Source organism: Vreelandella zhanjiangensis DSM 21076, from assembly GCF_000377665.1.
GTDB classification, from domain to species: Bacteria; Pseudomonadota; Gammaproteobacteria; order Pseudomonadales; family Halomonadaceae; genus Vreelandella; species Vreelandella zhanjiangensis.
In genome coordinates, this window is the sequence record NZ_KB898652.1 from 147,211 (window position 1) to 173,304 (window position 26,094).

Genomic DNA, 26,094 nt, shown 5'->3' on the forward strand with positions numbered 1-26,094 from the left:
TTTTAAAACTCTATAACTTTATCCTGCCCTTACGCTTGGCAAATGGCAACTGTTTATCGCAAAACCGTTCATCGAACAACTGCTCATCGCAAAACAATGCATTTGGCAAACGCGGGCAGGTTTTTAGCCTTGCATCAATCAAGGGCGCGGCGCGTAGGCAAATACATCTGAGAAGACACGCTCGCGGATCACCCCTTTGGCTTCCAGAATATCCAGGCAGGCGTACACCATGCCAGGCGAGCCCGAGAGGTAAATATCATAATCGCTAAACGTAAGCGCCGCTTTTTCCAGGACCAGATCGATCCGCCCCTGGTGATGATGTATTCGCTCACCGCTTGCCAGTGGTTCGGTCAGCGGGAATTCAGTCACGGCCTGAAAGGTGACCTGGGGGTAACGTTGGGCCCACTCAGACGCGAGATTTTCAGCGTAGAGATCACGGTGTTCGCGGGCGGCCCACCACAGGGAAATCGGTCGCTCGGGCTGATCGCGCAGCGTGGCTTCAACAATGGCTTTCATCTGCGCAAACCCGGTGCCTGCGGCAATCAACATCAGCGGGCGCTGGCTTTGCGGGTCAACGACACACTCACCGCCCGGCAAGCGCAGGGTCAGTTGGTTGGCCACTTGCAGAAGATTGCGCAACCGCACCGAGTTATCGCGCTCGGGCCAGTGCTGAATATGCAGCTCAATCACGCCATCGCCCTGCTCGGCACTGGCAATCGAAAACGGCACCCACGTCGTATCATCCAGCTGTAGCTCTAAATACTGGCCGGGGGCATGCTGCATTGCTTCTGCGCGGCCTTCCAGCGTTACGCCAAATACGTCAGGATTTAAATCCTCAACGGCCGTTACCTGGCAGGTTAACGTCCTTACGCTCATGAAAACCTCTTTGTAAAAAATCGATTAGCGTGCGCCGTTAAACTTCACCGCTGTATTAACCGCCATGCCGCGGAGCAGGTAGAGGAATGCCGATCCCCAACTCTTCCCACCGCTCGTCAACGCGGTTTTTGACCGTCTCGTCCATCACGATGGGCGTCCCCCACTCACGGTCTGTTTCGCCCGGCCATTTATTGGTCGCGTCCAGGCCCATCTTGGAGCCCAGGCCTGACACGGGCGAGGCAAAGTCCAGGTAGTCGATAGGGGTGTTTTCCACCATTACGGTATCGCGCGCCGGGTCCATGCGTGTCGTGATCGCCCAGATCACGTCTTCCCAGTTGCGCGCATCGACATCGTCATCCAGCACAATCACAAACTTGGTATACATGAACTGACGCAAGAAGCTCCATACCCCCATCATTACGCGCTTGGCGTGGCCGGGGTACTGCTTTTTCATGGTGACGACCGCCATCCGATACGAACACCCTTCCGGCGGCAGATAGAAGTCGACGATTTCAGGAAACTGCTTGCAGAGTATTGGTACAAACACTTCGTTAAGCGCTAACCCGAGAACGGCAGGCTCATCCGGCGGCCGCCCGGTATAGGTCGAGTGATAGATAGCATCGCGACGCATGGTCATGCGCGTGACGGTAAAGACCGGGAAGTGATCCACCTCGTTGTAATAACCGGTGTGATCACCGTATGGGCCTTCCGGCGCCATATCATCAGGATAGATAACCCCTTCCAAGATGATTTCGCTTGAGGCGGGCACCTCAAGGTCTGAATGACCACATTTAACGAGTTCAGTACGTGAGCCGCGCAGAAGCCCGGCAAACGCATATTCGGAGAGTGAGTCAGGGACGGGGGTCACGGCAGCCAGGATCGTGGCCGGGTCAGCACCCAGCGCCACGGCAACGGGGAAAGGCTCGCCAGGATGCGCTTGCTGAAACTCCTGGAAATCCAATGCCCCGCCACGGTGGGAGAGCCAGCGCATGATTAGGCGATTCTTGCCGATCTTTTGCTGCCGGTAAATCCCCAGGTTCTGACGCTTTTTATGCGGGCCTCGAGTAATGACCAGTGGCCATGTTACCAAAGGCGCCGCATCGCCCGGCCAGCAGTGCTGGATAGGCAGTCGATCCAGATCAACCTCGTCACCTTCAAAAACGACTTCCTGCACAGGCGCCCGCTTAACGGTTTTAGGCCCCATGCTAAGCACCTGCTTGAAAATGGGCAGCTTATCCCAGGCATCTTTCAACCCCTTGGGCGGGTCTGGCTCTTTTAAAAAGGCCAGCAGCTTACCTACTTCACGCAGCGCTTCGACCGACTCCTGCCCCATCCCCAGCGCCACACGTTTGGGTGTACCGAAAAGATTACCCAAAAGCGGCATGTCGTGCCCCTTCACGTTCTCGAAAAGAAGCGCTGGGCCACCGGCACGCAGCGTGCGGTCGCAAATTTCGGTGATTTCCAGGTAAGGATCGACTTCGGCTTGGATACGCTTGAGTTCACCGCGCGCTTCCAGCGCCGCGATGAAGTCGCGCAAGTCGTTATACTTCAAGACACACTCCCCGATAGGCTTGCGCCGCTATAGGTATTCATCAAACCTGATAGATATTTCAATCCTAGCGGCGTTTCATCGCTTCAAAGAACTCAAGATTCGTCTTGGTATCCTTCAGACGATCAATCAGGAATTCCGTGGCAGCAGTGTCTTCCATCGGGTTGAGCAGCTTGCGCAAAATCCACATGCGCTGCATCTCTTCCTCGGACGCCAGCAGATCTTCACGCCGCGTGCCGCTGCGACGAATATTGATTGCCGGGAAAACACGCCTTTCCGCCAGTTTGCGGTCAAGGTGCGCTTCCATATTACCAGTACCCTTGAACTCTTCGAAGATGACTTCATCCATCTTCGAACCTGTATCTACCAGGGCCGTGGCAATAATGGTCAGGCTGCCGCCTTCTTCGATATTACGCGCTGCACCGAAGAAGCGTTTGGGCTTCTCAAGGGCATGAGCGTCGACACCACCGGTCAGCACTTTACCCGAGCTCGGCACGACGGTGTTGTAGGCACGCGCTAAGCGGGTAATCGAGTCCAGCAGGATGACCACGTCTTTTTTGTGCTCAACCAGACGCTTGGCTTTTTCGATGACCATTTCAGCGACCTGAACGTGGCGCGCCGGCGGCTCATCAAAGGTGGAAGCAACCACTTCACCGCGTACGGTACGCGACATTTCGGTCACTTCCTCCGGACGTTCATCGATCAGCAGTACGATCAGGTGACACTCGGGGTTGTTGCGCGTAATCGAGGTGGCGATGTTCTGCAGCATCAGGGTCTTACCCGCTTTAGGCGGAGACACCAGCAGGCCACGCTGACCTTTACCAATCGGCGCGGTCAGATCGATGATACGGGCCGTAAGATCTTCGGTGGAACCGTTACCGATTTCCATCCGCATACGGTCATCCGGGAACAGCGGCGTCAGGTTCTCGAAGAGAATCTTATGCTTGGCATTTTCCGGACGGTCAAAGTTGATCTGGCTAACTTTGAGCAGGGCAAAATAGCGCTCACCTTCTTTGGGCGGGCGAATCTTGCCGGAAATGGAGTCGCCTTTACGCAAATTGAAACGGCGGATCTGCGAGGGCGATACGTAGATATCGTCCGGTCCGGCGAGATAGGAGCTGTCGGCGCTGCGCAGGAAGCCAAAGCCATCCTGAAGAATTTCCAGCACACCGTCGCCGTAGATATCCTCACCGCTTTTAGCGTGTCGTTTGAGGATGGCGAAAATGATGTCCTGCTTGCGCGAACGGGCCAGATTATCGATACCCATTTCGCGGGCGATATCGAGCAGCTCGGGAACGGTTTTTTGCTTGAGTTCAGTGAGATTCATCGGTGTGTTAGAAAATTGCTCATGGAAGCTAGGCGCAAGCGCCAAAATAAGACAGGAGGCGTAGCACGTGATGATATGGCTAGGCGCCGTGTGATGCGTTCAGATCCCGATAAGGCACATACTCGAGGTACGTCGGTGAGCGTCTACTAACTCATGGCGGGAGTCAGTGAGTTAATTGCTCAGTTCGAGAGTGCTAGCAGTTGTTTGCTGTGATTAGCATAAGGAAAGAACCAATCAACGGGTTATCTGACGACTTGGAAATCTGGCTGACGCTATCTGGATAAGTCTATCTAGATAAGTGCTCATGCTAGATAAGTACTCATGAACCAGTACCATCATGAACAAACACTATTCTGGATAAGCACTATTTAGTCAACACTAATAGTTTAATCAACATCTGCAACACGCATACTACTAATCACAGCGTTGAGTAAGCACAGCGTTAAATAAATACAACTTTCAAATACGGGTAACGCCGATGGCATTAAGGCGACTCTGCCTTAGATGTCGTTTCATGTAAAACGTCGACGCTCAGAACAACAGTGCTGCTTGGGTAACAGAATTAACGTTAACCGTGCGAATTTTAACCGCTACGTTCAATAATTAATACTGTCGTTCACTGCCATTTACCAGGTCGAATCAAGCCAGTTGTTCGATGGTAGTCAAGGCATGCGATAAACGCAAGTCTTTGCCAATTGACAATAGCCAGAGCGCACCGCAACCTTGGCATAGCCAATACCAAGGATAGCTCATGCCCAAGGACATTTCACCCTCAGTTACTGCCCTGTCTAGCGAGCTGGAAAGCGCGGCTCCTCAGCGTTTAGCCGCGATCGACCTCGGCTCTAACAGCTTCCACTTGCTGGTGGCCAACTATCAAAATGAGCGCCTTCAAGTCGTTGCCCGCTTGGGCGAAAAAGTCCAGCTAGCCGCTGGTTTGGATGAAGACGGCAAGCTTAACGAAGCTGCCATGCAGCGCGCGTTAGATTGTCTGGGTCGTTTTGCGCCTTTTTTAAGCGATATCGAGAGCGCCAATCTACGCATTGTGGGGACCAACGCGCTGCGCGATGCACATAATAGCCAGGCCTTTATTGAGCGCGCCGAAGCGCAGCTGGGCCACTCCATTGAGATTATCGCGGGTCGTGAAGAAGCCCGGCTGATCTATCTGGGCGCTGCCCATGCGCTGGCTGAAAACGGGCGCCGCCTGATTGTCGATATTGGCGGCGGCTCGACAGAATTCATTATTGGCGAAGAGTTTGAGCCCAAGGCGCTTGAAAGCCTGCGTATGGGCTGCATCACGTTTACCAGCCGCTTCTTCCCTGACGGTGAACTCAGCGAAAAACGCATGCGCCGCGCCGAGCTTGCCGCGCTTTCAGAGCTTGCCCATATTCAGCGCCCCTACCAGCGCCTGGGCTGGGAGGACCCGGTAGGCTCCAGCGGCACTATCAAGGCAGCGGCCAGCGTTCTGCTCGCCTACGGCGACACGTCTAACGAGGGCGTGATTACCCGTAGCGGCCTCAGGAAACTGCGTGAGCGGCTCATTAAGTGCAAGCATCTGGACAAGGTAGAGCTGGATGGGCTCAAGCCTGACCGCGCCCGCGTCTTCCCGGCAGGCATTGCGATATTAAGTGCCGTTTTCGAGGCCTTTGACCTGCCCCAAATGCGTTTTGCCGATGGCGCCCTGCGTGAGGGCGTGCTTTATGACATGGCCGGGCGCAATAGCGCCGAGGATACCCGCTCCAGAAGCCTGGAAGCCCTCCAGCGTATCTACGACGTAGATACCCGCCAGGCCGATAACGTAGCGGATACCGCGCTGCGCCTGTTTGAACAGGTACAAGACGCCTGGTCACTCACTCACGAGCACCGCCACTACCTTCAGTGGGCAAGCTATGTGCACGAAATTGGTCTAGCGATTTCTCATAGCCAGTTTCATCGCCACGGCGCCTACCTACTGGAACATTCCGACCTGGCGGGCTTCTCGCGCCCTGAGCAGCATCAGCTGGCGTTTCTAGTGCGCGCCCACCGCCGCAAATTCCCACTTAAAGAGTGGCAAGCACTTCTCAAAGCACAGCAGACCCATAGCGCCAAGCTCGCCCAACTGCTGCGCCTGGCGGTGTTGCTCAATCATTCCCGCCCGGAAAGCGCCCCGCCCCTGCCGTCGATCAGCGCTGACGCGCAAGGCCTGACGCTGACCTTACCTGCTAGTGAAGAACCCACCCTGTTCAGCACCGACATTGAGCAGGAGCAGGCCTATCTGCAGGCCGCGGGGCTTACTTTAAACGTGATTCAGGAGAGCTAGGTAAACAATCTGGCTACCCTTACTGACTCACTGCACACCGTTAAAATCGACCCCAGCCGCCTGCCAGAGCACGCTGGCTGGCGGCCTGATGACGCCTAGGCAGACGTCATCCGCCATCACCATAATAAGTCGCTCGCGCTCCCAGGGCGGTATCTGCGCCTCCTGAAGCAGGCGCTTGACATCGCGACGGCCCCGCCCGGCAAGCGCAATGACCTCCCCGCCCTGGCGCCAACGCAGCGTTAATGGCGTAGCTGGCTGGGTTAATGGGATAGCCGATTGCAAAGAGAGTTCTAGCCTGCCCAAGGGCGTATCAAGCCCAGGCTTGCCTGCCCACGTGCTTTGCCAAGCGGGTAGCGGCTCAAGCGGCGCCATCAGGTAAAGCCGGCTTTTCCACACCCTTGCCTCGGCTCCCGGCCACGCGACATGCACGCTGGCATCCATGGCCGCGGTTAGCTGGTCAAGCAAGCTATCCAGGCGACGCTGAGGCGGAGTCGGCAATAACTGATGCTGGCACCAGCGACGCACGAGCAGCCGCTGGCGAGGCCGCGACCGCGTGGCCAACGCATCAGCATCGATGCATTGCTCACCCGCGCGCAATGTATCCAGCTCCGCCAAGGCATACTCACTGAGTAACGCATCGGCTTCCCCGGCATGCGCGGCGCTACTGGAAAGCGCCTGGGCAGCCTCGGGCCAGCGCGCCTTGAGAACCGGCATAACCTCATGGCGTAACCGATTACGGTCAAACGCGACATCGCTATTGGTGGAATCTTCACACCAGGCAAGCTTGAGCTTACTGGCGTGGCTTTCCAGGCAGCGCCGGGCAACCGTTAGCCAGGGCCGAATAAAGCTAAGCCCGTATGCGTGGCGGCAGTAGGGCATTCCCGCCAGCCCGCGTATGCCGCTGCCCCGCAGAGCGGCAAGCAGCAGCGTTTCCGCCTGGTCATCCTGATGCTGGGCCAGCCAAACAACATCCCCATCCGGAATGTGCGTTTGAAAGGCGCGGTAGCGGGCGTCACGCGCAGCGGCTTCGGTGCCTCCTGCGCGTGGGTCAACCGTGACTCTGGCCACGACCAAAGGCACTGTCAGGCGCTGACACAGCGCCTGACAGTGCCTTTCAAAGTCGGCAGCGCCAGCCTGTAGGCCATGATTGATATGAATAGCATTTAGCGGTCGGTTGGCCGAACGGCAAACCGGCGCGGCCAGGGTCAGCAATAACGCCGAATCCAACCCACCGGAGAGTGCTACCCAAATAGAGCGCCCCGGTGGGGTTTCCACCAGGGCGTCATTTAGTAGGCGTTCAAGCCGTTCAGGCAGCTGGGGCGCCATAGCTCATCAGCCGCTGGTAGCGACGTTCAAGCAGAGCGTCGGTATCAAGCGCCTGTAGACGGTCAAGGCTTGCGGTAATGGTTTCTCTAACGCGCTCAGCGGTGGTTACCGGATGACGGTGCGCGCCGCCCAGCGGCTCCTTGATCAACCCATCTACAAAGCCAAGCTCTTTAAGACGCTCGGCGGTAATCCCCATTGCCTGGGCCGCATCAGAGGCTTTTTCAGCGCTTTTCCAGAGAATAGATGCGCAGCCTTCCGGTGAAATAACCGAGTACGTAGAGTACTGAAGCATGTTCAGCTCATCACACACCCCGATTGCCAATGCCCCACCCGAGCCGCCTTCACCAACAACGGTAGAGATAATCGGCGTTCTCAGGCGCGACATGACTGCAAGGTTATAGGCAATCGCTTCACTTTGGCCGCGCTCTTCCGCATCAATACCCGGATAAGCACCGGGGGTATCGATAAAGGTCAGAATCGGCATTTTGAAGCGCTCGGCCATTTCCATCAGACGGCACGCTTTACGGTAACCTTCCGGGCGCGGCATACCGAAGTTACGGCGCACCTTCTCTTTTACATCGCGCCCTTTCTGATGACCGATTACCATCACCGGTTTATCGTTCAAGCGCGCAACGCCACCGACCAGCGCGGCGTCATCAGCGAAATTACGGTCGCCATGCAGCTCGTCAAAATCGCTGAACATGTGTTCCAGATAGTCCAGCGTATAAGGGCGCTGAGGGTGGCGCGATAGCTGAGAGACCTGCCAGGGAGTCAAATCCTTGAAGATCGATTCTGTCAGCTTACGACTTTTCTCCTCCAGCCGGGATATCTCATCGGAGAGATTAACGCTATCGGAGCTGACTAAACGCAGCTCCTCAATTTTTGCCTGAAGTTCAGCAATGGGCTGTTCAAAATCGAGATAATTAGGATTCATCGGCTCTGCCTGTAAACTGCCTAAAAAAATAAGCCTTGTCGAAACGAGCATCTCTTGTCGAAACGAGCAAATAATTAGGAGCATTATCGCATCCTAACCCTGCCACGCAAGGTAATGCCCGTTCAATTAAATTGCCCAACGTCCCACGATCAGGTTTAACGATAGCGTAATTGGACGCCCGCCTGCCCTTCTACCTCGCGAAGTGCGAGCAGCAGATCATCGCTGGGAGCAACCTTCCATTCCTCAGCAAGCTCTAGCCAGCCAACCGCCTCTTCATGACGATACTGCACACGCACCGGCAAACCTTCATTAGTACGATAGGGTGTCAGACTATCGCGCAAGGTTTCAACCAAACGACCGTTGATACGCCCGGCGTCCAGCGCAAGCTCGACCGCCTGGCCATAGCGTATACGCGCCGTCACCATGGGAGTTACGTCTTTACCGCGCAGGCGTAAGCCGCCTGAAAAGTCATCGCTTGAGACTTCGCCCTCAACAATCAATACCTGATCAGCCTCAATCTGACCTCGCAGCTGTTCAAACATTTCACCAAACAGCGAGGCCTCAATACGTCCAGTGCGGTCATCCAGGGTGATAAACGCCATGGTATCGCCGCGCTTGGACTTCATGGTACGCATGGCGACCACTAGCCCTGCCACCCGTTGAGGTTCGCGAGAGGGTTTTAAATCACTGATCCGGGTCGACACGAAGCGCTTTAATTCACGCTCATATTCGTCAATGGGATGCCCGGTAAGATAAAGCCCCAGGGTATCTTTTTCACCCGAAAGCCGCTCCCGGTCGGTCCATTCCCGCGCACCGAGGTATTCAGCGTAGACGTTGACCTCTTCATCCTCGGCTTCAGCGAAGGCCTCGCCGAACATGTCCAGCATCCCTAAGCTCTGGTTGGCATGATTCTGGGCAGCCGCTTTCAGGGCGTCTTCCATAGAGGCTGCCAGTACAGCCCGGTTAGGGCCGAGGTTATCAAGCGCGCCTGAGCGAATCAGCGCCTCAAGCGTGCGCTTGTTCATCCGTTTGGGGTCAAGCCTCCGGCAGAAATCGAACAGGTCGGTAAACGGCCCACCCGTCTGGCGCGCTTCAACAATCGCCCCGATAGGACCCTCGCCCACTCCGCGAATCGCTCCCAGACCGTAAACGACGCGCCCTTCGGTATCCACGGTAAATTTGTAGCCGCCCACGTTAACGTCTGGCGGGGTAACGGTCAGCTTGAGATTGCGACACTCCTCGATTAACGGCACCACCTTATCCAGGTTGTCCATCTCGGTAGACATAACCGCAGCCATAAACGGCCCCGGATAATGGGCTTTCAGCCACGCGGTCTGGTAAGACACCAGGGCGTAAGCTGCCGAGTGCGACTTGTTAAACCCGTAACCGGCGAACTTTTCCACCAAGTCGAAGATGTTACCCGCCAGATCTTTATCAATGCCGTTGGCAGCGCAACCTTCCATAAAGCCTGAGCGCTGCTTGGCCATCTCTTCGGGCTTTTTCTTACCCATCGCTCGGCGCAGCATGTCAGCCTGGCCCAGCGAGTAACCGGCCATTACCTGAGCGATCTGCATGACCTGCTCTTGGTAAAGAATGATGCCGTAGGTAGGCGATAGCACCGGCTTTAACAGCTCGTGCTGATAATCCGGGTGTGGATAAGATACTTCCGCACGGCCGTGCTTACGGTTGATAAAGTCATCGACCATGCCCGACTGCAAGGGCCCCGGGCGAAACAGGGCCACCAGGGCGATCATGTCGTCCAGCGAATCCGGCAGAAGACGCTTGATCAGCTCCTTCATGCCGCGGGATTCCAGCTGGAAAACGGCCGTGGTTTCAGCGCGCTTGAGCATCTCAAACGTTTTGCCGTCATCCAGCGGAATCGCATCGATGTTCAGCGGTTCCTGGCCGTTCACGCCGCGAACCTTATCGACCATCTCAAGCGCCCAGTCGATAATGGTCAGCGTACGCAGGCCCAGGAAATCGAATTTGACCAGCCCGGCGTCTTCGATATCGTTTTTATCGAACTGAACCACCAGCCCGTTGCCGTTTTCATCGCACAATAACGGCGAAAAATCAGTCAGCTTGGTAGGCGCGATAACCACGCCGCCCGCGTGCTTGCCGGTGCCGCGCGTTGTGCCCTCAAGCTTGAGGGCCATTTCCCAGATTTCTTCGGCTTCTTCGTCGTTAGCAATGAACTCTTTAAGCGCAGGTTCCTGCTCGATCGCCTTGCCAAGCGTCATGCCCACTTCAAACGGGATCAGCTTGGAGAGTTTGTCGCCCAGCGAATAGGGCCGCCCCTGGGCACGCGCCACGTCGCGCACCACGGCTTTGGCCGCCATGGTGCCGAAGGTAACGATCTGCGATACCGCATCGCGTCCGTAGCGTTCGGCCACGTATTCGATCACCTTGTCGCGTTTTTCCATGCAGAAATCGACGTCAAAGTCAGGCATGGAGACACGTTCGGGATTCAAAAAGCGCTCAAACAGCAGATCATAGCCGATCGGATCAAGGTCGGTGATTTTTTGCGCGTAGGCGACCAAGGAGCCTGCACCGGAACCCCGTCCGGGCCCTACCGGCACGTTGTTGTCCTTGGCCCACTGGATAAAGTCCATTACGATCAGAAAGTAGCCGGGGAAGCCCATCTGAATAATAACGTTGAGTTCAAACTCCAGCCGGTCGCGGTAACGCTGGTCAATTTCCTTGTATTCGTCGCTGTCGCGCGGGTAGCGCTCGGCCGGAAACAGGAAGTCCAGGCGATCCGTCAGGCCGTCGTGGGAAACCTTGCGGAAAAACTCGTCCTGGGTCATGCCCTCGGGGATTTCGAACTCGGGCAAAAATATTTCGCCCAGACGCACATCCACGCTGCAGCGCTCGGCAATCATCACGCTGTTTTCAAGCGCTTCGGGGATATCCGAGAACAGAGCCGCCATCTCATCAGGGCTTTTCAGATACTGCTCTTCGGTGTAGCGGCGTTCGCGGCGCGGGTCATCCAGCGCCTTGCCTTCACCGATCGCCACGCGCGTTTCATGTGCCCAGAAGTCATCCCGTTCAAGAAAGCGTACATCGTTGGTGGCCACCACCGGCGTGCCGGTTTCGATGGCAAGCTTGACGCTGGCATGCACGCACGCCTCTTCAAGCGGACGCCCGGTACGAATCAGCTCCAGATAGAAACGATCTGGAAAAGCCGCCTGCCACTCTTCAAGCAGCTGGCGCGCTTCACGCTCGTGATCGGAAAGCAGATGGCGGCCAATTTCGCCCTCCCGCGCGCCGGAAAGTGCAATCAGACCTTCACTTTGTTCAAGTACCCAGCGCTTGTCCAGAATGGCTTTACCCTGGCGCTGGCCGTGGGTCCAGCCCTTGGAGATCAGCTCGGTCAGGTTACGATAGCCGACGTCATTCATCGCCAGCAGCGTTATACGGTAAGGGTGAGATTCATCGTGAGGATTAAAAAGCCACAGGTCGCTGCCGATGATCGGTTTGAGCCCCGCGCCCTGGGCAGCTTTGTAAAATTTGACCAGGCCAAATAAATTGGTTTCGTCAGTGAGCGCAAGCGCGGGCATGGCGCGCTCGGCAGTGGTACTGACCAATGACTTAAGCTTTACCAAGCCGTCGACCAGGGAGTATTCACTGTGCAAACGTAGATGAACAAACGGTACCGTCATGACACTCTCGGTAAAATCTCGGTAAAAAGAAATGAACGCAGATTAGCTTATATCAGCGCCAGCTGACGCTGGACGGGAGCAAAGCTTCGGCGATGTTCCTCAAGCGGCCCATGGGCCGTTAGCGCCTCAAGGTGCTGTTTGGTTGGGTAGCCCTTATGGCGCGCAAAACCATACTCAGGATAGCGCATATCCAACGCTACCATCTGAGCATCGCGCGCGACCTTGGCAAGAATCGACGCCGCGGCAATCGCTGGATGGCGCGCATCGCCTTTGACCACCGCCTGCCCCGGCAAAATATGTCCCGGCAACCGGTTACCGTCTACCAGCAAATATTCGGCAGCAGGGGCTAAACCGTCGATCGCACGACGCATCGCCAAATGTGTGGCGTGGTAGATATTGAGCTGGTCGACTTCAGCAGCACTTGCCTCAGCGACCACAAATGCCAACGCCTGCTCGCGAATCAGCAGGTCTAGCGCTTCACGCTTGCGGGCCGTAAGCTTTTTAGAGTCGGTCAACCCGTTAATCGGGCGCATAGGATCAAGAATCACCGCCGCCGCCACGACGCTACCGATCAATGGCCCACGCCCGACTTCATCTACTCCGGCTAAGCGCTCGCCCACATAGGCGATTTCAAGCGGCGGAAAGTTGTCTGGTTTAGCTGGCATGGTCACTCTCTAGAGGCTGGCCGAACGCAATGGCAGTTATCGCCTCAGCGGCGCGGCGGCTGGCATCGCGCTGCAGGTTGGCGTGCATCGTGGCAAAGCGGGCCTCTAACGCCAGGCGTGCTTCATTATCGCTAAGCAATTCATGGAGCTGGTCCGCAATGGCCTCAGGCGTCGCCGCTTCCTGGATAAGCTCGGGCACAACGCTTTGCTGGGCGATCAGATTGGGCAGCGATACCCACCGGGTTTTCACCATACGCTTGGCAAGCCAATGCGTAGCGGGCGCCATCTTGTACGCGACCAGCATTGCCCGGTGGCACAGCATGGCTTCAAGCGCAGCGGTCCCGGACGCCAAAAGTACGGCATCACTGGCAACCATCGCCTCCCGCGCCTGACCATTTAATAGCTCAACACGCTCGGTAAGCGTTGGATAGTGAGACAAAAGTACTTTAATTTCGTCATGACGCAGCGCTGAGGCGGCCGGAATCAAAACCTTTAGCGTGGCATGACGCTGGCACAGCAGCTCAGCGGCGGCTAAAAACGTATGGCCCAGAAAACGTATTTCGTTGCCGCGGGAGCCTGGCAATAACGCAAGCACCGGCGCATCTTGATCAAGTCTGAGCGCCTGTCGCGTTGCGACGCGGTCGTTTTCAAGCGGCAGCTCATCGGCAAGCGGATGACCTACGAACACAACAGGGACATTGTGGTGACGATAAAAATCCGCCTCAAAGGGTAGCAGCGTGAGCATGCCATCGACGGACTTGGCAATGCCTTTCACCCGTCCCTGACGCCACGCCCAAACGGAGGGGCTGACATAGTGAGCCGTCTTGATGCCTGCATTACGCAGCTGTTTTTCCAGGCCCAGGGTAAAGTCCGGCGCATCGATGCCCACCATGATATCCGGCTGCCAGTCGAGCGCTTCGCGGCGTAGCGTGCGGCGCACGCTCACCAGCTCAGGCAGGTGTTTGATAACTTCGACGATCCCCATGACCGAAAGCGTTTCCAGCGGAAAGCGGCTTTGCATGCCTTCGGCGATCATACGTGGGCCACCAATGCCTCGAAACTCAACCTCGGGGTGGTGCGCCTTTAGCGCACGCATCAGGCCAGCGCCGAGGATATCTCCCGACAGCTCGCCCGCCACCAGATAAACGCGCTGCAACGTCATAACCGAATGGACATAGTTAGCGGGTAATACCGCGAGTTGAACGCTCGATAGAAGCGGCAAAATGGGCCACTTCCTCGATATCAAACCGCGTGCGCATCTCGTCAAGCGCCTGCTCAACGGTAAGCCCCTGGCGATACACCATTTTATAGGCAGCGCTTAAGGCATTAACCGCTTCACGACTGAACCCACGCCGCTTCAAGCCCACCAGGTTAAGACCACGGGCTTCGGCCGGGTTACCGTTGATCATTATGTAGGCAGGGGTATCTTTGGTGATGATTGACCCGCCGCCAGCCATGGCATGATCACCAAAATGGCAGAACTGGTGTACGGCAGAAAGACCGCCCAAGATGGCGAAATCACCCAGCGTTACGTGGCCCGCCAAGGTTACCTGGTTGGCAAGAATACAGTCATTGCCGATTACGCAGTCGTGGCCTACGTGGACATACGCCATAAACAGATTGCGCGAACCAATCGTGGTTTCACTACGATCCTGCACCGTACCGCGATGCAGCGTGACGCCTTCACGCACCACGTTATCGTCGCCCATTACCAGGCGGGTGGGTTCGCCAGCATACTTTTTATCCTGGCAATCCTCGCCCACCGAGGCGAACTGAAAAATGCGCGTGCGTTTACCTAGCACCGTGGGGCCTTTAACCACCACGTGTGGGCCAATTACGGAGCCTTCGCCGATTGTGACATCGGGCCCAATAACACTAAAGGGACCGACCTCAACGTCATCAGCAAGCTGCGCCGTCGGGTCGACCAAAGCAGTAGGATGTATCAAGCAACCTTCCTCTCGGCACAAATGATTTCTGCCTCGCAAGCAAGCTCCCCGCCTACCGTTGCCCGGCAGGCAAACTTCCAAATTCCACGCTTGCCGCGGATAACGTTCGCTTGCAGAACCAGCTGGTCACCGGGCATAACAGGCCGTTTGAAACGCACGTTGTCGCTTCCTACAAGATAGTAAACATACCCATCGGCAGGAAGTTTGTTGACCGTTTTAAACCCTAAAATACCGCACACTTGAGCCAATGCCTCAACGACCAGCACCCCGGGCATAATGGGGTGATGGGGGAAATGACCATTAAAAAAAGGCTCATTGATGCTAACATTTTTAAACGCAACGATGGATTCGCCCACGGTTAATTCCGTTACTCGATCCACCAGCAAAAACGGGTAGCGGTGGGGCAAGTACTCGCGAATTTCATTAATATCCATAACCATCGAAACGACCTCTAAAAAGACAAAAGGCCTGAGTAGTATCAGGCACGCACCAGCACGCAGCTGGTTAAAAGGCAGTGAATTATAACCTGAGGCTTTAAAGCCTCAAATTACTTGCCCGGCAATTAACAGGCCCTTAATTAACAGCTCCTTAATTAATAAGACCTTGATAAACAGAACCTTTACGTATCACGCGTATTTTTTTCCATGCGCAACAAGCGTTTGGCAATATCATCCAGCTGTTTAAAACGCACTGCATTTTTACGCCACTGCGAATTAGCCATCGCCCCGGTACCTGAAGAGTACACGCCCGGCTTGTGAATCGAGTTGGTGACCAGGCTCATCCCGGTTACCTGTACCCCGTCACAGATCGTCAGGTGGCCAGACAAGCCTACGCCACCACCCAGCATACAGTGCTTGCCTACCTGGGTGGACCCGGCAATGCCCACACAGCCGGCAAGCGCACTATGGGCGCCGATAATCACGTTATGGGCGATCTGCACCTGGCTATCGATTTTGACATCATCGCCAATCAGGGTGTCGCCCAGCGCGCCACGGTCGATACTTGAGCAACTACCCACCTCGACATCATCACCGAGCACGACGCCGCCGAGCTGGGCAATTTTGTGCCAGCCTTCACCGTCATGGGCAAACCCAAAGCCATCCCCGCCAATCACACAGCCGCTTTGCAGAATCACCCGCTTGCCGATAACCACGCCATGGCACACGGTGACATTGGCATGCAGACGAGTTTTGTCGCCCACAATGCTATCCGCACCTATCACGCTACCGGCCCCGACGACCACGTGATCGCCAAGCGTAACGCCCTCTTCTACTACGGCATGGGCTTGAATCGAGACGCCCTCGCCCATTGTCACGTTTTCGGCAACAACAGCCGTCGGATGGACACCGGGCTTATCACGCGCAGGCAAGGGATCAAATAGCTGGGAGAGTTTGGCATAGCCTAGATAGGGGTTTTCCATCTCAAGCTTTGGCACTGGGCAGTTCTTGCCGTGTTCGGGGTGGAGCAGAACGGCAGCCGCTTGGGTAGTGGCCAAATCCTTGAGATAAGCCCGATTGGCCAAAAAAGCCACTTGATCAGGCTTGGCCTCTTTTAGCGTTGCCAACCCACGAATGGGTTTATCGGCGTCCCCGGCAAAGGCGACTCCTAAATGGCGAGCGATGTCCGCAAGAGTGTGGTGGTGCAATGCGTGCGTCATGAGAGCCCAACAAAACAGTGGTGCAGCGTGGCCACACCGACAGTCATTAAAAATTAATTATAGCGAATCAAATATCTGGGTAACTTCGTCCGTCACGTTAGGCAGATCTACCGACGAGTGCAGTACGCCCTGAGGCTCAACCAGCACATCGATATTGTGACGACTCAACACCTGCTCAACCGCCTGCTCAAGCTTGGACTCAGCGCCTTCCAGGAACTGCTGCTCGGAGTTCTGCTGCGCTTGCATCACTTCACGGCGTAGCTGCTCGAAGCGAGACCCCTTTTGCTGAAGCTCAGCAATCAGTGAATCGCGCTGCGACTGCGGCATGGTTTCGCCTTCGCGCTGCAAGCGCTCCTGCAACTGCTGAAGCTCATTGCCCAAACCCTGCGCTTCACTCTGCTGGCTGCCAATCTGGCCTTCCAACTGACTCAACGAGGCTTGCGCAGACTGGGTATTCATCAACGCGGCCCGCCAATCCAGCACAGCCACTTCTGCGGCTACGGCATGGGCGGCCGGTAAAGCTATCGCACCGAACAGACACACAGCCGCTGTCAGTTTACGCATCGTGTTAACTCCTTGTCATCGAGCAGGGGCGCACCCGTAAGGTGCGCTCTATAGCAAAGTTAGAACGTTTGTCCCAGTGAGAACTGGAAGAACTGCTTGTCGTCACCGCTTTCATCATTAAGCGGCTCAGCGATGCTAAAGGTCAGCGGGCCAACTGGCGTTAGCCAGGCAAGGCCAACCCCCACACTATAGCGTAAGTCGCCTAGATCAACGCCAGAACTACATTGCTGGCGCCCTTGGTCGGCTTCTAGTACATCGTAGCAGGAGCTCAAGAACGTGTTACCGGCATCAAAGAATATAGACGGCTGAACGGAGCGCTGGTTCTCAACAAACGGCATGGGGAAGATAACTTCAGCACTACCCTCCACCAGCACGTTACCGCCCATGGTACGGTCACGACCACCTTCAACGGCAGGCGTCGTGCGCTGACCCAAGGTGTTGGATGTGAAGCCACGCACCGAGCCTAAACCGCCCGAATAGAAGTTTTCATAGAAAGGGTAAGGATCGTTGGAGCCCAGAGTATCAGCGTAGCCCAGGTTACCGCTAAATTTGAGCGCCCAGGTCTCGTCGTCATTAATCGGGAACAGCTGCTGGGCACGGGCACGAAGCTTATAGTATTCGGCATCGCTACCCGGCGCGCTGGTCTCAAGAGATAAACGCTGATAGTTGCCGGCCGTCGGCATGACGCCGCGGTTAAGGTTGTTACGCGTCCAGCTCGCCGTAAGCTTCAAGCTCTGGGCGTCTTCGCCTTCGTCATCAACGTAACGGCGAATTTCTGATGCCGTATCGTTGTAGGTCTTGACCGAAATGTCTTCGATACTCGCCCCGAAGTTCAACCGGGAAAGCTCGCTTATCGGGTAACCGAAGTTGATACCCGCACCGTAAGCATCGGTTGAATAGGTAGAGATATCCGAATCGGCGTAATCGGTTTCGCGATAGAACACGTTATAGCCACGCGAAATACCGTCAAGCGTCCAGTAAGGGTCAGTAAAGGCGAAGTTGACGCTGGTAAACGTATCGCTGCGCTGCGCACCGACGTTGACGCGGTTACCGGTACCCAGGAAGTTATTCTGGGCAAGCCCTACACCATAGATGACACCGGCGCTCTGTGAGAAACCGACGCTTGCCGAGACCGAGCCCGAGGGCTGCTCTTCAACGTTATAGGTAACATCCAGCTTATCGGGCTCACCCGGTACCGGCTGGGTGTTAACCTCTACCTGGCTAAAGAAGCCAAGCCGCTCAAGACGCTGACGCGACTGGGTGATTGATTCAGTCGATGCCGGCGCACCTTCCATCTGAATCATTTCACGGCGTAGCACTTCATCCTGAGTGGTGGTATTACCGTAAAACTCAATGCGTCGAACGTAGGTGCGCTGACCCGGATCAACCGCGATCACTAGATCAACCGTCTCGCCGTCATCAGCCATTTCAGGAATACCCTGAATATCGGCAAAGGCAAAGCCTTCGGCGCCCAAACGCAGGCGCAGCGCTTCGGTTGAAGCATTCACCTGACCGCGAGAGAAAATATCGCCACTTTTGATTTCCACCAGTTGGCGCGCTTCGCTTTCGCTGATTTGCAAATCACCCGCAAAGCGGACATTACCTACGCGATACTGGTTACCCTCATCGATATTGAGAGTCACGAATATTTCGGATTTCTCGGGCCCAATGGATACCTGCGTGGAGGTAACGTCAAAATTCACATAGCCGCGGTCAAGATAGAACGAGCGCAGGCGTTCGATATCACCGGACAATGCCTCACGCGAGTATTCATCGCTTGAAAACCAGCCGAAGAAGCGTCCGGGCTTGTCGTTTAATTCAAAGACATTACGCAGCGTTTCATCGTCGAAGTCCTGGTTACCGACAATATTGATCTGACGAATTTTAGCCACTTCGCCTTCATTGATATTGATGTTGACCTGAACACGACCTTCATCGATCTGCTCGACTTCAGTCGTAATGCGCGCGCTATAACGCCCTTGAGACTGATAAACGCCTTCCAGCTCACGCTGAATCTCTTCAAGGGTCGAAAGCTGCAGCACCTGGCCTTCGGCTAGACCCGATTCGCGCAAACCGTTACGCAGATCATCTTCGGAAAGCTTTTGGTTACCGGTGAGGTTCAGGCGCGCAATCGTCGGTCGCTCGACGACCTGAATGATCAGCACGTCGCCTTCACGGGCTAACGACACGTCTTCAAACAGACCGGTGGCAAATAAATCGCGTGCGGCAGACGCTAGCTGCTGTTCGCTAACCCGATCGTTAGCACTGACAGGAAACGCATTGAAGACCGAGGCGGCGGATACCCGCTGTAGTCCTTCCACACGAATGTCCGAAACATCAAAGGATTGTGCCTGGGCGCCGCTGGCGCCTACCAGCAAGAGTGCCGCCATTCCAAGGGTCTTGATTTTCATGCAGTCAGTTCGCTCGCGTTGGTCTGCCTGTCATTCCAGACAGGCACCATATACATTTGTGCAGGCAGATGACAAGGCATCCTGCGCGCTACACGCGTCATTACCAAAGGCGCATCAGATCGAAATACAAGGCCATCGCCATCAAGCCGCCAACCATGGCAAGCCCAATGCGTAACCCCATTGCCTGGGTTTGCTCAGAGACCGGCCGCCCACGTACGATTTCCACAAAATAATAAAACAAGTGTCCACCATCGAGTACCGGAATAGGTAGTAAATTTAGCACGCCGAGGCTGATGGAAAGATAGGCAAGAAAGCCTACAAATGCTTCCATTCCTGCGCGCGCTGAATCACCCGAAATTTGCGCAATCGTAATGGGACCTGAAAGGTTGGAGGGTGAAATCAACCCTACCAACATCTTACGAATCGAATCAACGGTTAGTACTACCATATTACCGGTGCGCGCTAATGCCTGACCCACCGCCTCAATCGGCCCGTAGCGAATTTCACGCTGCAGGGATTCAGGCCAGGAGACAGGCTCAACGCCTGCACCAATGTACCCAACCTCGCCGCCACTCTCCAGTACGTTACTTTTTGGGGTAAGCGAAAGCGTTCCCTGCTCGCCTCCACGGTCATAGGTTACGCTAAGCGTTTCACCGGCGCTGCGACGAATCTGAGTGACGAACTGCATCCAGTCTTCCACTGGCGTTTGATCAATCGCCACAATACGGTCGCCCGCTTTTAAGCCGGCACTTGCTGCTGCTTCACCGTCAACCACCTGCCCCAAAACCGCTGGAAATTCCGGCTGCCAGGGCGCCATTCCCAATGTCTGCAGGGGTTGTGGCGGGTCTTGCCGGGTCATGTAGTTATCAACCGAGAGCGCATATTGACGCTCACGGCTACTGCCTTCCGGCAAGGCATCAATCGTCAGCGTACCGCTAAAGCCGATCATGGAGATAAGCTTTAAATTTATTTCTTCCCAGGAGCGCACGGCGTCACCCTGGATAGCGGTAATTTCACTACCGTGGGCCAAGCCCGCCTCGGCTGCCGGTGAGTCAGGTGTAACATCACCAACCATGGGTGTAACCGTTGTGATGCCCGCTACAAACAAGGCCCAATAGGCAACGATGGCTAACAGGAAGTTCGCAAGTGGCCCCGCAGCAACGATGGCGATACGCTGCCATACACTTTTACGGTTAAATGCTTGATCCAATTGATCTTCAGGAACCGGAGCTTCACGCTCATCAAGCATTTTGACGTAGCCGCCCAGCGGAATAGCAGCTACTGCGTATTCTGTTCCATGGCGATCCACTGTCGACCAGAGCGGCTTACCAAAGCCCACCGAAAAACGCAGCACCTTTACGCCACAGCGACGCGCGACCCAGAAGTGGCCAAACTCGTGAAAGGTGATCAGCAAACCTAACACGACAAGTACCGCTAGAATGTTTTGTAACAGGCCCACAATGAACTCCTTAGCACCATGCCTACCAGCCGCTGATGCTTAAGCGACCTACTTATCTTTCTATTACCCTGTACCGCTATTACCTAATCTCAGCGCCATTTTTGCTCAACGAGCTGGGCTGCCTGCTCACGCGCCCACTGATCAGCCGCCAGGACGTTCTCGATGCTGTCGGCATCACCGTCGTAGGGAAGTGACAGCACATGCGCCACTATCTCGGCAATGGTGTTGAAAGCAATTCTCTCTTCCAAAAAAGCCGCTACCGCAATCTCGTTGGCCGCATTAAGAACGGCGGGCGCAGCGCCGCCTTTCTGTATGGACTCACGGGCCAGACGCAGGCACGGAAAGCGAACCTCATCCGCGGTCTCAAAATCCAGTCGGGCGATTTGAAACAGATCCAACGTCTCCACGCCCGCCTCAATACGTTCAGGCCAGGCCAGGCCATAGGCAATCGGTGTGCGCATGTCCGGGTTACCTAACTGCGCAATCACCGAGCCATCGACATAGGCTGCCATGGAGTGAATCACACTCTGAGGATGAACCACTACCTGAATTTGCTCCGGCGCGGCATCAAATAGCCAGCAAGCCTCAATCAGCTCAAGGCCTTTATTCATTAAGGTGGCACTATCGACGGATATTTTACGTCCCATCGACCAGTTAGGATGGGCACAGGCCTGATCGGGCGTGGCGCTGGCGATATCCGCAGCGCTCCAGGTACGAAAAGGACCTCCAGACGCCGTCAACAGCAGCTGACTGACACCGTAATGCCCTAGCCCGCCGCGGTGCTCCTTGGGTAGACACTGGTAGATAGCATTATGTTCAGAATCGATAGGCAGCAACGTTGCCCCGGAGCGTTCTACGGCCTGCATAAACAGCGCGCCGCTCATGATCAACGCTTCCTTATTGGCTAACAGTACCCGCTTGCCCGCTTCTACCGCCGCAAGCGAAGGCAGCAAACCTGCCGCGCCTACGATGGCGGCCATCACCACGTCCACACGCGGCTCACGGGCAACCTGACATAGTGCCTCACGTCCCGCTAATACCTCGGTTGACTGCCCTGCATCATTGAGCGCCTGACGCAGCCAGTCTGCATCGGCTTGATGATCGAGCACTGCAACCTGGGGGCGGTGAGCTAAGCACTGGTCAAGCAGCGCTTCTTTTGAGGTATGTGCCGTTAGCGCATAAACATGGTAGCGGTCGGGGTGACGTGCAATCACATCCAGCGTGCTAACCCCGATTGAGCCCGTTGAGCCAAGCACGGTAACCTGCTGGCAAGAGACCTGACTCATGATGCTAGCACCTGGGCCTGAAGCACTTGCAAATACAGCAGTGCAAATATCGGAATCGCGGCGGTCAGGCTATCGATACGATCCAATACGCCGCCGTGGCCAGGCAACAGCTGGCTTGAGTCTTTAACATCCCGATAGCGCTTGAGCATGCTTTCCAGAAGATCGCCCAGTACCGAGGTAAGCGTGACTACCGCCGTTACAAGCACCAGAGCAATGCCGCCTGCGAGCCCAAGCGACTGCCACAGCGCAAAACCAATGGATAGCAGCGTGGTGGCTACCATTCCGCCTATCACGCCTTCCCACGATTTGCCGGGACTAACACGCGGGGCAAGTTTGCGCTTACCCCATTGGCGCCCAGCAAAATAGGCGCCAATATCGGCAGCCCAGACCAGGAGCAGAACAAACAGCAGCCACACGGCACCGCTTTCACGCAGAATATTAAACCCTACCCAGCAAGGGATCAGCACCCATAGACCCATGGCAAGACGCCTGCCCGTTGCCTGCCACTGATGTCCTCTATCCGGGTAATGCGTGACCCAGTAGAGGTTAAGCAACCAACCCAACGCGGCACACCATAACGGCCAGACAGCCAAGGCGGCACCCGCAAACCACATGATCAGCATTAAAACCGCAGCACCGGCAACTAGCTGAATACGCTGGCTCTGCCGACTTATGCCGGCGAGATTTGTCCACTCCCAGGCACCGAGTAGCACCATAAAAGCAGTAAAAAGCGCAAATGCGCCTCCTTGTAAGCCAAACAGGCCAATCAGCACCACGGGCGCCAACCAGGCTGCGGTTATAATCCGCTGTCTAAGCACCTTGCGCCTCTACTTGTTCGTCGGTCATACCAAAACGTCGGCGCCGCTGACAAAAATCATTTAACGCAACGTCCAGCGCCTCGGCACCGAAATCTGGCCATAGTAAGGGCGAGAAATACAGCTCAGCATATGCAAGCTGCCACAGCATAAAGTTAGATAAGCGCTGCTCGCCACTCGTTCGAATACACAGATCAATGGGCGTTACATGACGACACTCCATCGCTGCATCAAAGCGGGCTTCATCGATATCCTCAGGCTGTAACTCGCCTGCCGACACTTGTTCTGCGAGTTCACGTGCCGCCCGAGCAATATCCCACTGCCCACCGTAGTTGGCTGCAATAATCAGATGCATGCCGGTGTTATCCGCCGTCAGCGCCTCGGCACGCTGAATATATTTTTGAATAGCGTGGGAAAAGCCACGCTGCTCGCCAATAATTGTCAGCCGAATATTACGCTCGTTAAGCTTTTTGACTTCGCGTTTAAGCGCCATCAAAAAAAGCTCCATCAGCGCATGAACTTCTGCGGCGGGGCGCTTCCAGTTTTCACTCGAAAAGGCAAACAGGCTAAGCGTTTTCACCTGCCGCTCGGCGGCACGCTGGATCACCGCCCTGACGGCTTCTACGCCTGCGCGATGGCCGCGCACACCCGACATTCCGCGGGCCTTTGCCCAACGGTTATTGCCATCCATTATGATAGCGACGTGCGACGGCATTGCTGCATCCCAGGTCAGAGATGGCGTACTGGCATCGCCCGGCTGTTCTTCAGGAAGCTGCGACGTCATGAGGTCTCGCACAAAAGCTCAGTCATAATAAAGCCATAGGCCTAGCGGGTAGCCAGGCTACCCGCGACTAAATTAAAAAACAGGTTTTTTTATACCTGCATCAGGTCCTGTTCTTTGGCAGCCAGCGCCTTGTCGATCTCGGCGATATACTTATCGGTCAGCTTCTGGATTTCATCTTCACCCTGGCGCTGATCGTCTTCGGTAATTTCTTTATCCTTGAGCAGGGATTTAAAATCACCGTTGGCGTCACGACGTACGTTGCGAACCGCAACGCGGGCGTTTTCAGCCTCAGAGCGCGCTTGCTTGATATAGCCCTTGCGGGTTTCTTCAGTCAGCATCGGCATCGGCACACGGATAACGTTGCCTGCGCTTGACGGGTTCAGACCCAGGTCAGAGGTCATGATGGCCTTTTCAACCTTAGGCACCATGCCCTGCTCCCACGGAGCCACTGCCAACGTACGCGCATCTTCAACGTTCACCGAGGCCACTTGGCTAAGCGGCACTTGGCTACCGTAATAATCAACGGTCACGGCATCCAGAATACTCGGGTGTGCTCGTCCGGTACGGATTTTGTTGAAGTTGCTGTTCAGCGCTTCAACGCTTTTTTTCATGCGAGATTCTGCGTCTTTCTTAATATCGTTGATCACGTCATTACCCTCTATCTATCAGCGTACCTTCCTTGCCCCCTACTACCAGATTCAGCAGGGCACCAGGCTTATTCATATCAAATACCCGCACCGGCATATCATGGTCACGTACCAGGCAGATGGCGGTCAAATCCATAACGCCCAGTTTTTGATCCAGAGCGTCATCGTAGGAGAGCTGGTCATACTTTACGGCATCAGAGTGCTTCAAGGGGTCCTTGTTATAAACCCCATCCACTTTGGTGGCCTTGATAACTACATCCACATCGACTTCGATACCGCGCAAACAGGCGGCCGAGTCGGTTGTGAAGAAGGGATTACCCGTTCCTGCCGAGAACAGCACCACATCTCCTGACGTTAAATAGCGGATGGCGGTGCGGCGGTCATAATGCTCTACCACACCACTCATGGGAATCGCCGACATTACCCGCGAACGGATATTCGAACGCTCCAATGCATCGCGCATGGCCAGCGCGTTCATTACCGTTGCCAGCATTCCCATGTGGTCGCCTGTGACCCGATCCATACCGGCCTCGCTTAGCGCTGCACCCCGAAACAGGTTGCCACCACCAATCACGATACCGACCTGCACACCGATACCGACCAGCTGGCCGATTTCTAATGCCATACGATCCAACACTTTAGGGTCAATACCAAAATCGTGTTCTCCCATCAGCGCCTCGCCGGAAAGCTTCAGCAAAATACGCTTGTATTTCGATTTCGATTTCTCAAGTTTGTTGGGGACAACAAGCGCAGTAGGCTCTTGAACATCACGTGACATGGCATCTCTCCTGAAGCAGACCTAGACACAGGTGGGCGAAGCAACCCCTATTTAGCAGGGGCCGGATACACGAAGGCGTGCGCTTTCGCGCACGCCATCTTTTGACTGAAACATCTGACCTTAACGACGGCCAGCCTGTTCCATAACTTCTTTAGCGAAGTCGACTTCTTCTTTCTCGATGCCTTCACCCACTTCAAAGCGCGTGAAGCTAACCACTTCGCCACCGGCTGCTTTAACAAACTCTGCAACGGTCTGGTTCGGGTCTTTAACGAACGGCTGCTCGGTCAGGCTGTTTTCCGCCAGATACTTCTTCAGACGGCCTTGAACCATTTTCTCAGCAATCTGCTCGGGCTTGCCTGCCATGTCCGGCTGACCCAGGATGATGGCTTTCTCTTGATCCAACTGCTCTTGCGGCATATCGGCCGGATGAGCAACGGCGGGGTTAATGGCTGCCACGTGCATAGCAACATCTTTCGCCGCTTCTGCAGTACCGCCAGTAAGCACGGTCAGAACGCCAATGCGGCCACCGTGAACGTATTCGCCCACCAGGCCACCGTCAACGGCGTTGACAACTACCGCGCGACGTACGCCGATGTTCTCACCGATTTTCTGAACCAGCTGCTCGCGAGCAGTTTCAAGGTCGCCAGCCATAACGGCAGCAACATCTTCGCTTTTCGCGGCAAAGAAAGCGGCGGCGATTTTGTCAGCGAACGCAATGAAGTTGTCATCGCGCGCAACAAAGTCAGTCTCGGAGTTGATTTCAACCATTACGCCGTAGCTACCGTCTTCTGCTACACGGGTAACAACAACACCCTCTGCAGCAATACGATCGGCTTTCTTCGCGGCTTTTAAGCCTGAATTTTTACGCAGGTTTTCGATCGCGACTTCAATATCACCGTCGGTTTCGGTGAGTGCTTTTTTACACTCCATCATGCCGAGACCAGTACGTTCGCGCAGTTCCTTGACCTGAGAGGCGCTGATAGCTGCCATGAGAATTCACCTCGGAAATGGTTCTAGCTGAGAGTTAAACGCCCTACAGAGTATAAACACGATAGATGACCATCATGTATCACTTTGAAGGTCGCTTGCCGGCAACGGGTGCCCGGCATAAT

General features: G+C 55.4%; 21 protein-coding genes. 1 reads left to right on the forward strand and 20 read right to left on the reverse strand.

The window, feature by feature from the left end:
* Positions 1-138 precede the first annotated feature (138 nt).
* The 3 genes from D467_RS0114425 to rho form a co-directional block, all read right to left on the reverse strand.
* On the reverse strand, positions 139-876 hold the full coding sequence (locus D467_RS0114425) for an NAD(P)H-flavin reductase (RefSeq protein ID WP_018918239.1): 738 nt from the start codon (positions 874-876) through the stop codon (positions 139-141).
* Positions 877-931: 55 nt separating this feature from the next.
* Positions 932-2,428, reverse strand: coding sequence for a 4-hydroxy-3-polyprenylbenzoate decarboxylase (ubiD, locus tag D467_RS0114430; RefSeq protein WP_018918240.1), 1,497 nt, complete (start codon positions 2,426-2,428; stop codon positions 932-934).
* A 64-nt stretch (positions 2,429-2,492) separates the two neighbouring features.
* Positions 2,493-3,752, reverse strand: coding sequence for a transcription termination factor Rho (rho, locus tag D467_RS0114435; protein ID WP_018918241.1), 1,260 nt, complete (start codon positions 3,750-3,752; stop codon positions 2,493-2,495).
* A 751-nt stretch (positions 3,753-4,503) separates the two neighbouring features.
* On the opposite strand from rho, the gene ppx reads away from it, so the two are divergent.
* Positions 4,504-6,048, forward strand: a complete 1,545-nt coding sequence (gene ppx, locus D467_RS0114440; protein ID WP_018918242.1) for an exopolyphosphatase — start codon at positions 4,504-4,506, stop codon at positions 6,046-6,048.
* 27 nt (positions 6,049-6,075) lie between these two features.
* Here the strand turns inward: ppx and tilS are convergent, their stop codons facing one another.
* From tilS to tsf, 17 genes are all read right to left on the reverse strand, one after another.
* Positions 6,076-7,374 carry a tRNA lysidine(34) synthetase TilS gene (tilS, locus tag D467_RS0114445; protein WP_018918243.1) on the reverse strand — a complete coding sequence of 433 codons (1,299 nt, stop codon included), beginning with the start codon at positions 7,372-7,374 and terminating at the stop codon, positions 6,076-6,078.
* Positions 7,355-8,308 (reverse strand): acetyl-CoA carboxylase carboxyl transferase subunit alpha, encoded by a 954-nt coding sequence (accA, locus tag D467_RS0114450; protein ID WP_018918244.1) that lies wholly within the window; start codon positions 8,306-8,308, stop codon positions 7,355-7,357. Before accA ends, tilS begins: the two co-directional genes overlap by 20 nt.
* A 155-nt stretch (positions 8,309-8,463) precedes the next feature.
* Positions 8,464-11,970 (reverse strand): DNA polymerase III subunit alpha, encoded by a 3,507-nt coding sequence (dnaE, locus tag D467_RS0114455; protein WP_018918245.1) that lies wholly within the window; start codon positions 11,968-11,970, stop codon positions 8,464-8,466.
* A gap of 47 nt (positions 11,971-12,017) precedes the next feature.
* Positions 12,018-12,635: a ribonuclease HII gene (gene rnhB, locus D467_RS0114460; protein ID WP_018918246.1), complete on the reverse strand. Its 618-nt coding sequence runs from the start codon at positions 12,633-12,635 to the stop codon at positions 12,018-12,020.
* Positions 12,625-13,797 carry a lipid-A-disaccharide synthase gene (gene lpxB, locus D467_RS0114465; protein ID WP_018918247.1) on the reverse strand — a complete coding sequence of 391 codons (1,173 nt, stop codon included), beginning with the start codon at positions 13,795-13,797 and terminating at the stop codon, positions 12,625-12,627. Before lpxB ends, rnhB begins: the two co-directional genes overlap by 11 nt.
* A gap of 16 nt (positions 13,798-13,813) precedes the next feature.
* Positions 13,814-14,581, reverse strand: coding sequence for an acyl-ACP--UDP-N-acetylglucosamine O-acyltransferase (lpxA, locus tag D467_RS0114470; RefSeq protein WP_018918248.1), 768 nt, complete (start codon positions 14,579-14,581; stop codon positions 13,814-13,816).
* The gene (fabZ, locus tag D467_RS0114475; RefSeq protein WP_018918249.1) at positions 14,578-15,021 is read right to left on the reverse strand and encodes a 3-hydroxyacyl-ACP dehydratase FabZ; all 444 of its coding nucleotides are present in this window, start codon (positions 15,019-15,021) and stop codon (positions 14,578-14,580) included. Before fabZ ends, lpxA begins: the two co-directional genes overlap by 4 nt.
* 179 nt (positions 15,022-15,200) lie before the next feature.
* Complete coding sequence (lpxD, locus tag D467_RS0114480; protein WP_018918250.1) at positions 15,201-16,238, reverse strand: UDP-3-O-(3-hydroxymyristoyl)glucosamine N-acyltransferase; 1,038 nt, start codon at positions 16,236-16,238, stop codon at positions 15,201-15,203.
* Between the two features lie 57 nt (positions 16,239-16,295).
* A complete protein-coding gene (locus tag D467_RS0114485) occupies positions 16,296-16,802 on the reverse strand; it encodes an OmpH/Skp family outer membrane protein (RefSeq protein WP_018918251.1) in 507 nt (168 codons plus the stop codon).
* A 59-nt stretch (positions 16,803-16,861) separates the two neighbouring features.
* The gene (gene bamA / locus D467_RS0114490; RefSeq protein ID WP_371827763.1) at positions 16,862-19,213 is read right to left on the reverse strand and encodes an outer membrane protein assembly factor BamA; all 2,352 of its coding nucleotides are present in this window, start codon (positions 19,211-19,213) and stop codon (positions 16,862-16,864) included.
* Positions 19,214-19,313: 100 nt separating this feature from the next.
* Entirely contained in the window at positions 19,314-20,672 is a 1,359-nt protein-coding gene (gene rseP, locus D467_RS0114495) for an RIP metalloprotease RseP (protein ID WP_018918253.1), read from the reverse strand.
* Positions 20,673-20,761: 89 nt separating this feature from the next.
* The gene (gene ispC / locus D467_RS0114500; protein WP_018918254.1) at positions 20,762-21,958 is read right to left on the reverse strand and encodes a 1-deoxy-D-xylulose-5-phosphate reductoisomerase; all 1,197 of its coding nucleotides are present in this window, start codon (positions 21,956-21,958) and stop codon (positions 20,762-20,764) included.
* The gene (locus tag D467_RS0114505; RefSeq protein ID WP_018918255.1) at positions 21,955-22,776 is read right to left on the reverse strand and encodes a phosphatidate cytidylyltransferase; all 822 of its coding nucleotides are present in this window, start codon (positions 22,774-22,776) and stop codon (positions 21,955-21,957) included. Before D467_RS0114505 ends, ispC begins: the two co-directional genes overlap by 4 nt.
* Positions 22,769-23,557, reverse strand: a complete 789-nt coding sequence (gene uppS, locus D467_RS0114510) for a polyprenyl diphosphate synthase (protein WP_018918256.1) — start codon at positions 23,555-23,557, stop codon at positions 22,769-22,771. The genes D467_RS0114505 and uppS overlap by 8 nt, the downstream gene beginning before the upstream one ends.
* 89 nt (positions 23,558-23,646) lie before the next feature.
* The gene (gene frr / locus D467_RS0114515) at positions 23,647-24,204 is read right to left on the reverse strand and encodes a ribosome recycling factor (protein WP_018918257.1); all 558 of its coding nucleotides are present in this window, start codon (positions 24,202-24,204) and stop codon (positions 23,647-23,649) included.
* A 4-nt stretch (positions 24,205-24,208) separates the two neighbouring features.
* A complete protein-coding gene (gene pyrH, locus D467_RS0114520; protein ID WP_018918258.1) occupies positions 24,209-24,982 on the reverse strand; it encodes a UMP kinase in 774 nt (257 codons plus the stop codon).
* A gap of 120 nt (positions 24,983-25,102) precedes the next feature.
* Positions 25,103-25,972: a translation elongation factor Ts gene (tsf, locus tag D467_RS0114525; RefSeq protein ID WP_018918259.1), complete on the reverse strand. Its 870-nt coding sequence runs from the start codon at positions 25,970-25,972 to the stop codon at positions 25,103-25,105.
* Positions 25,973-26,094 lie beyond the last annotated feature (122 nt).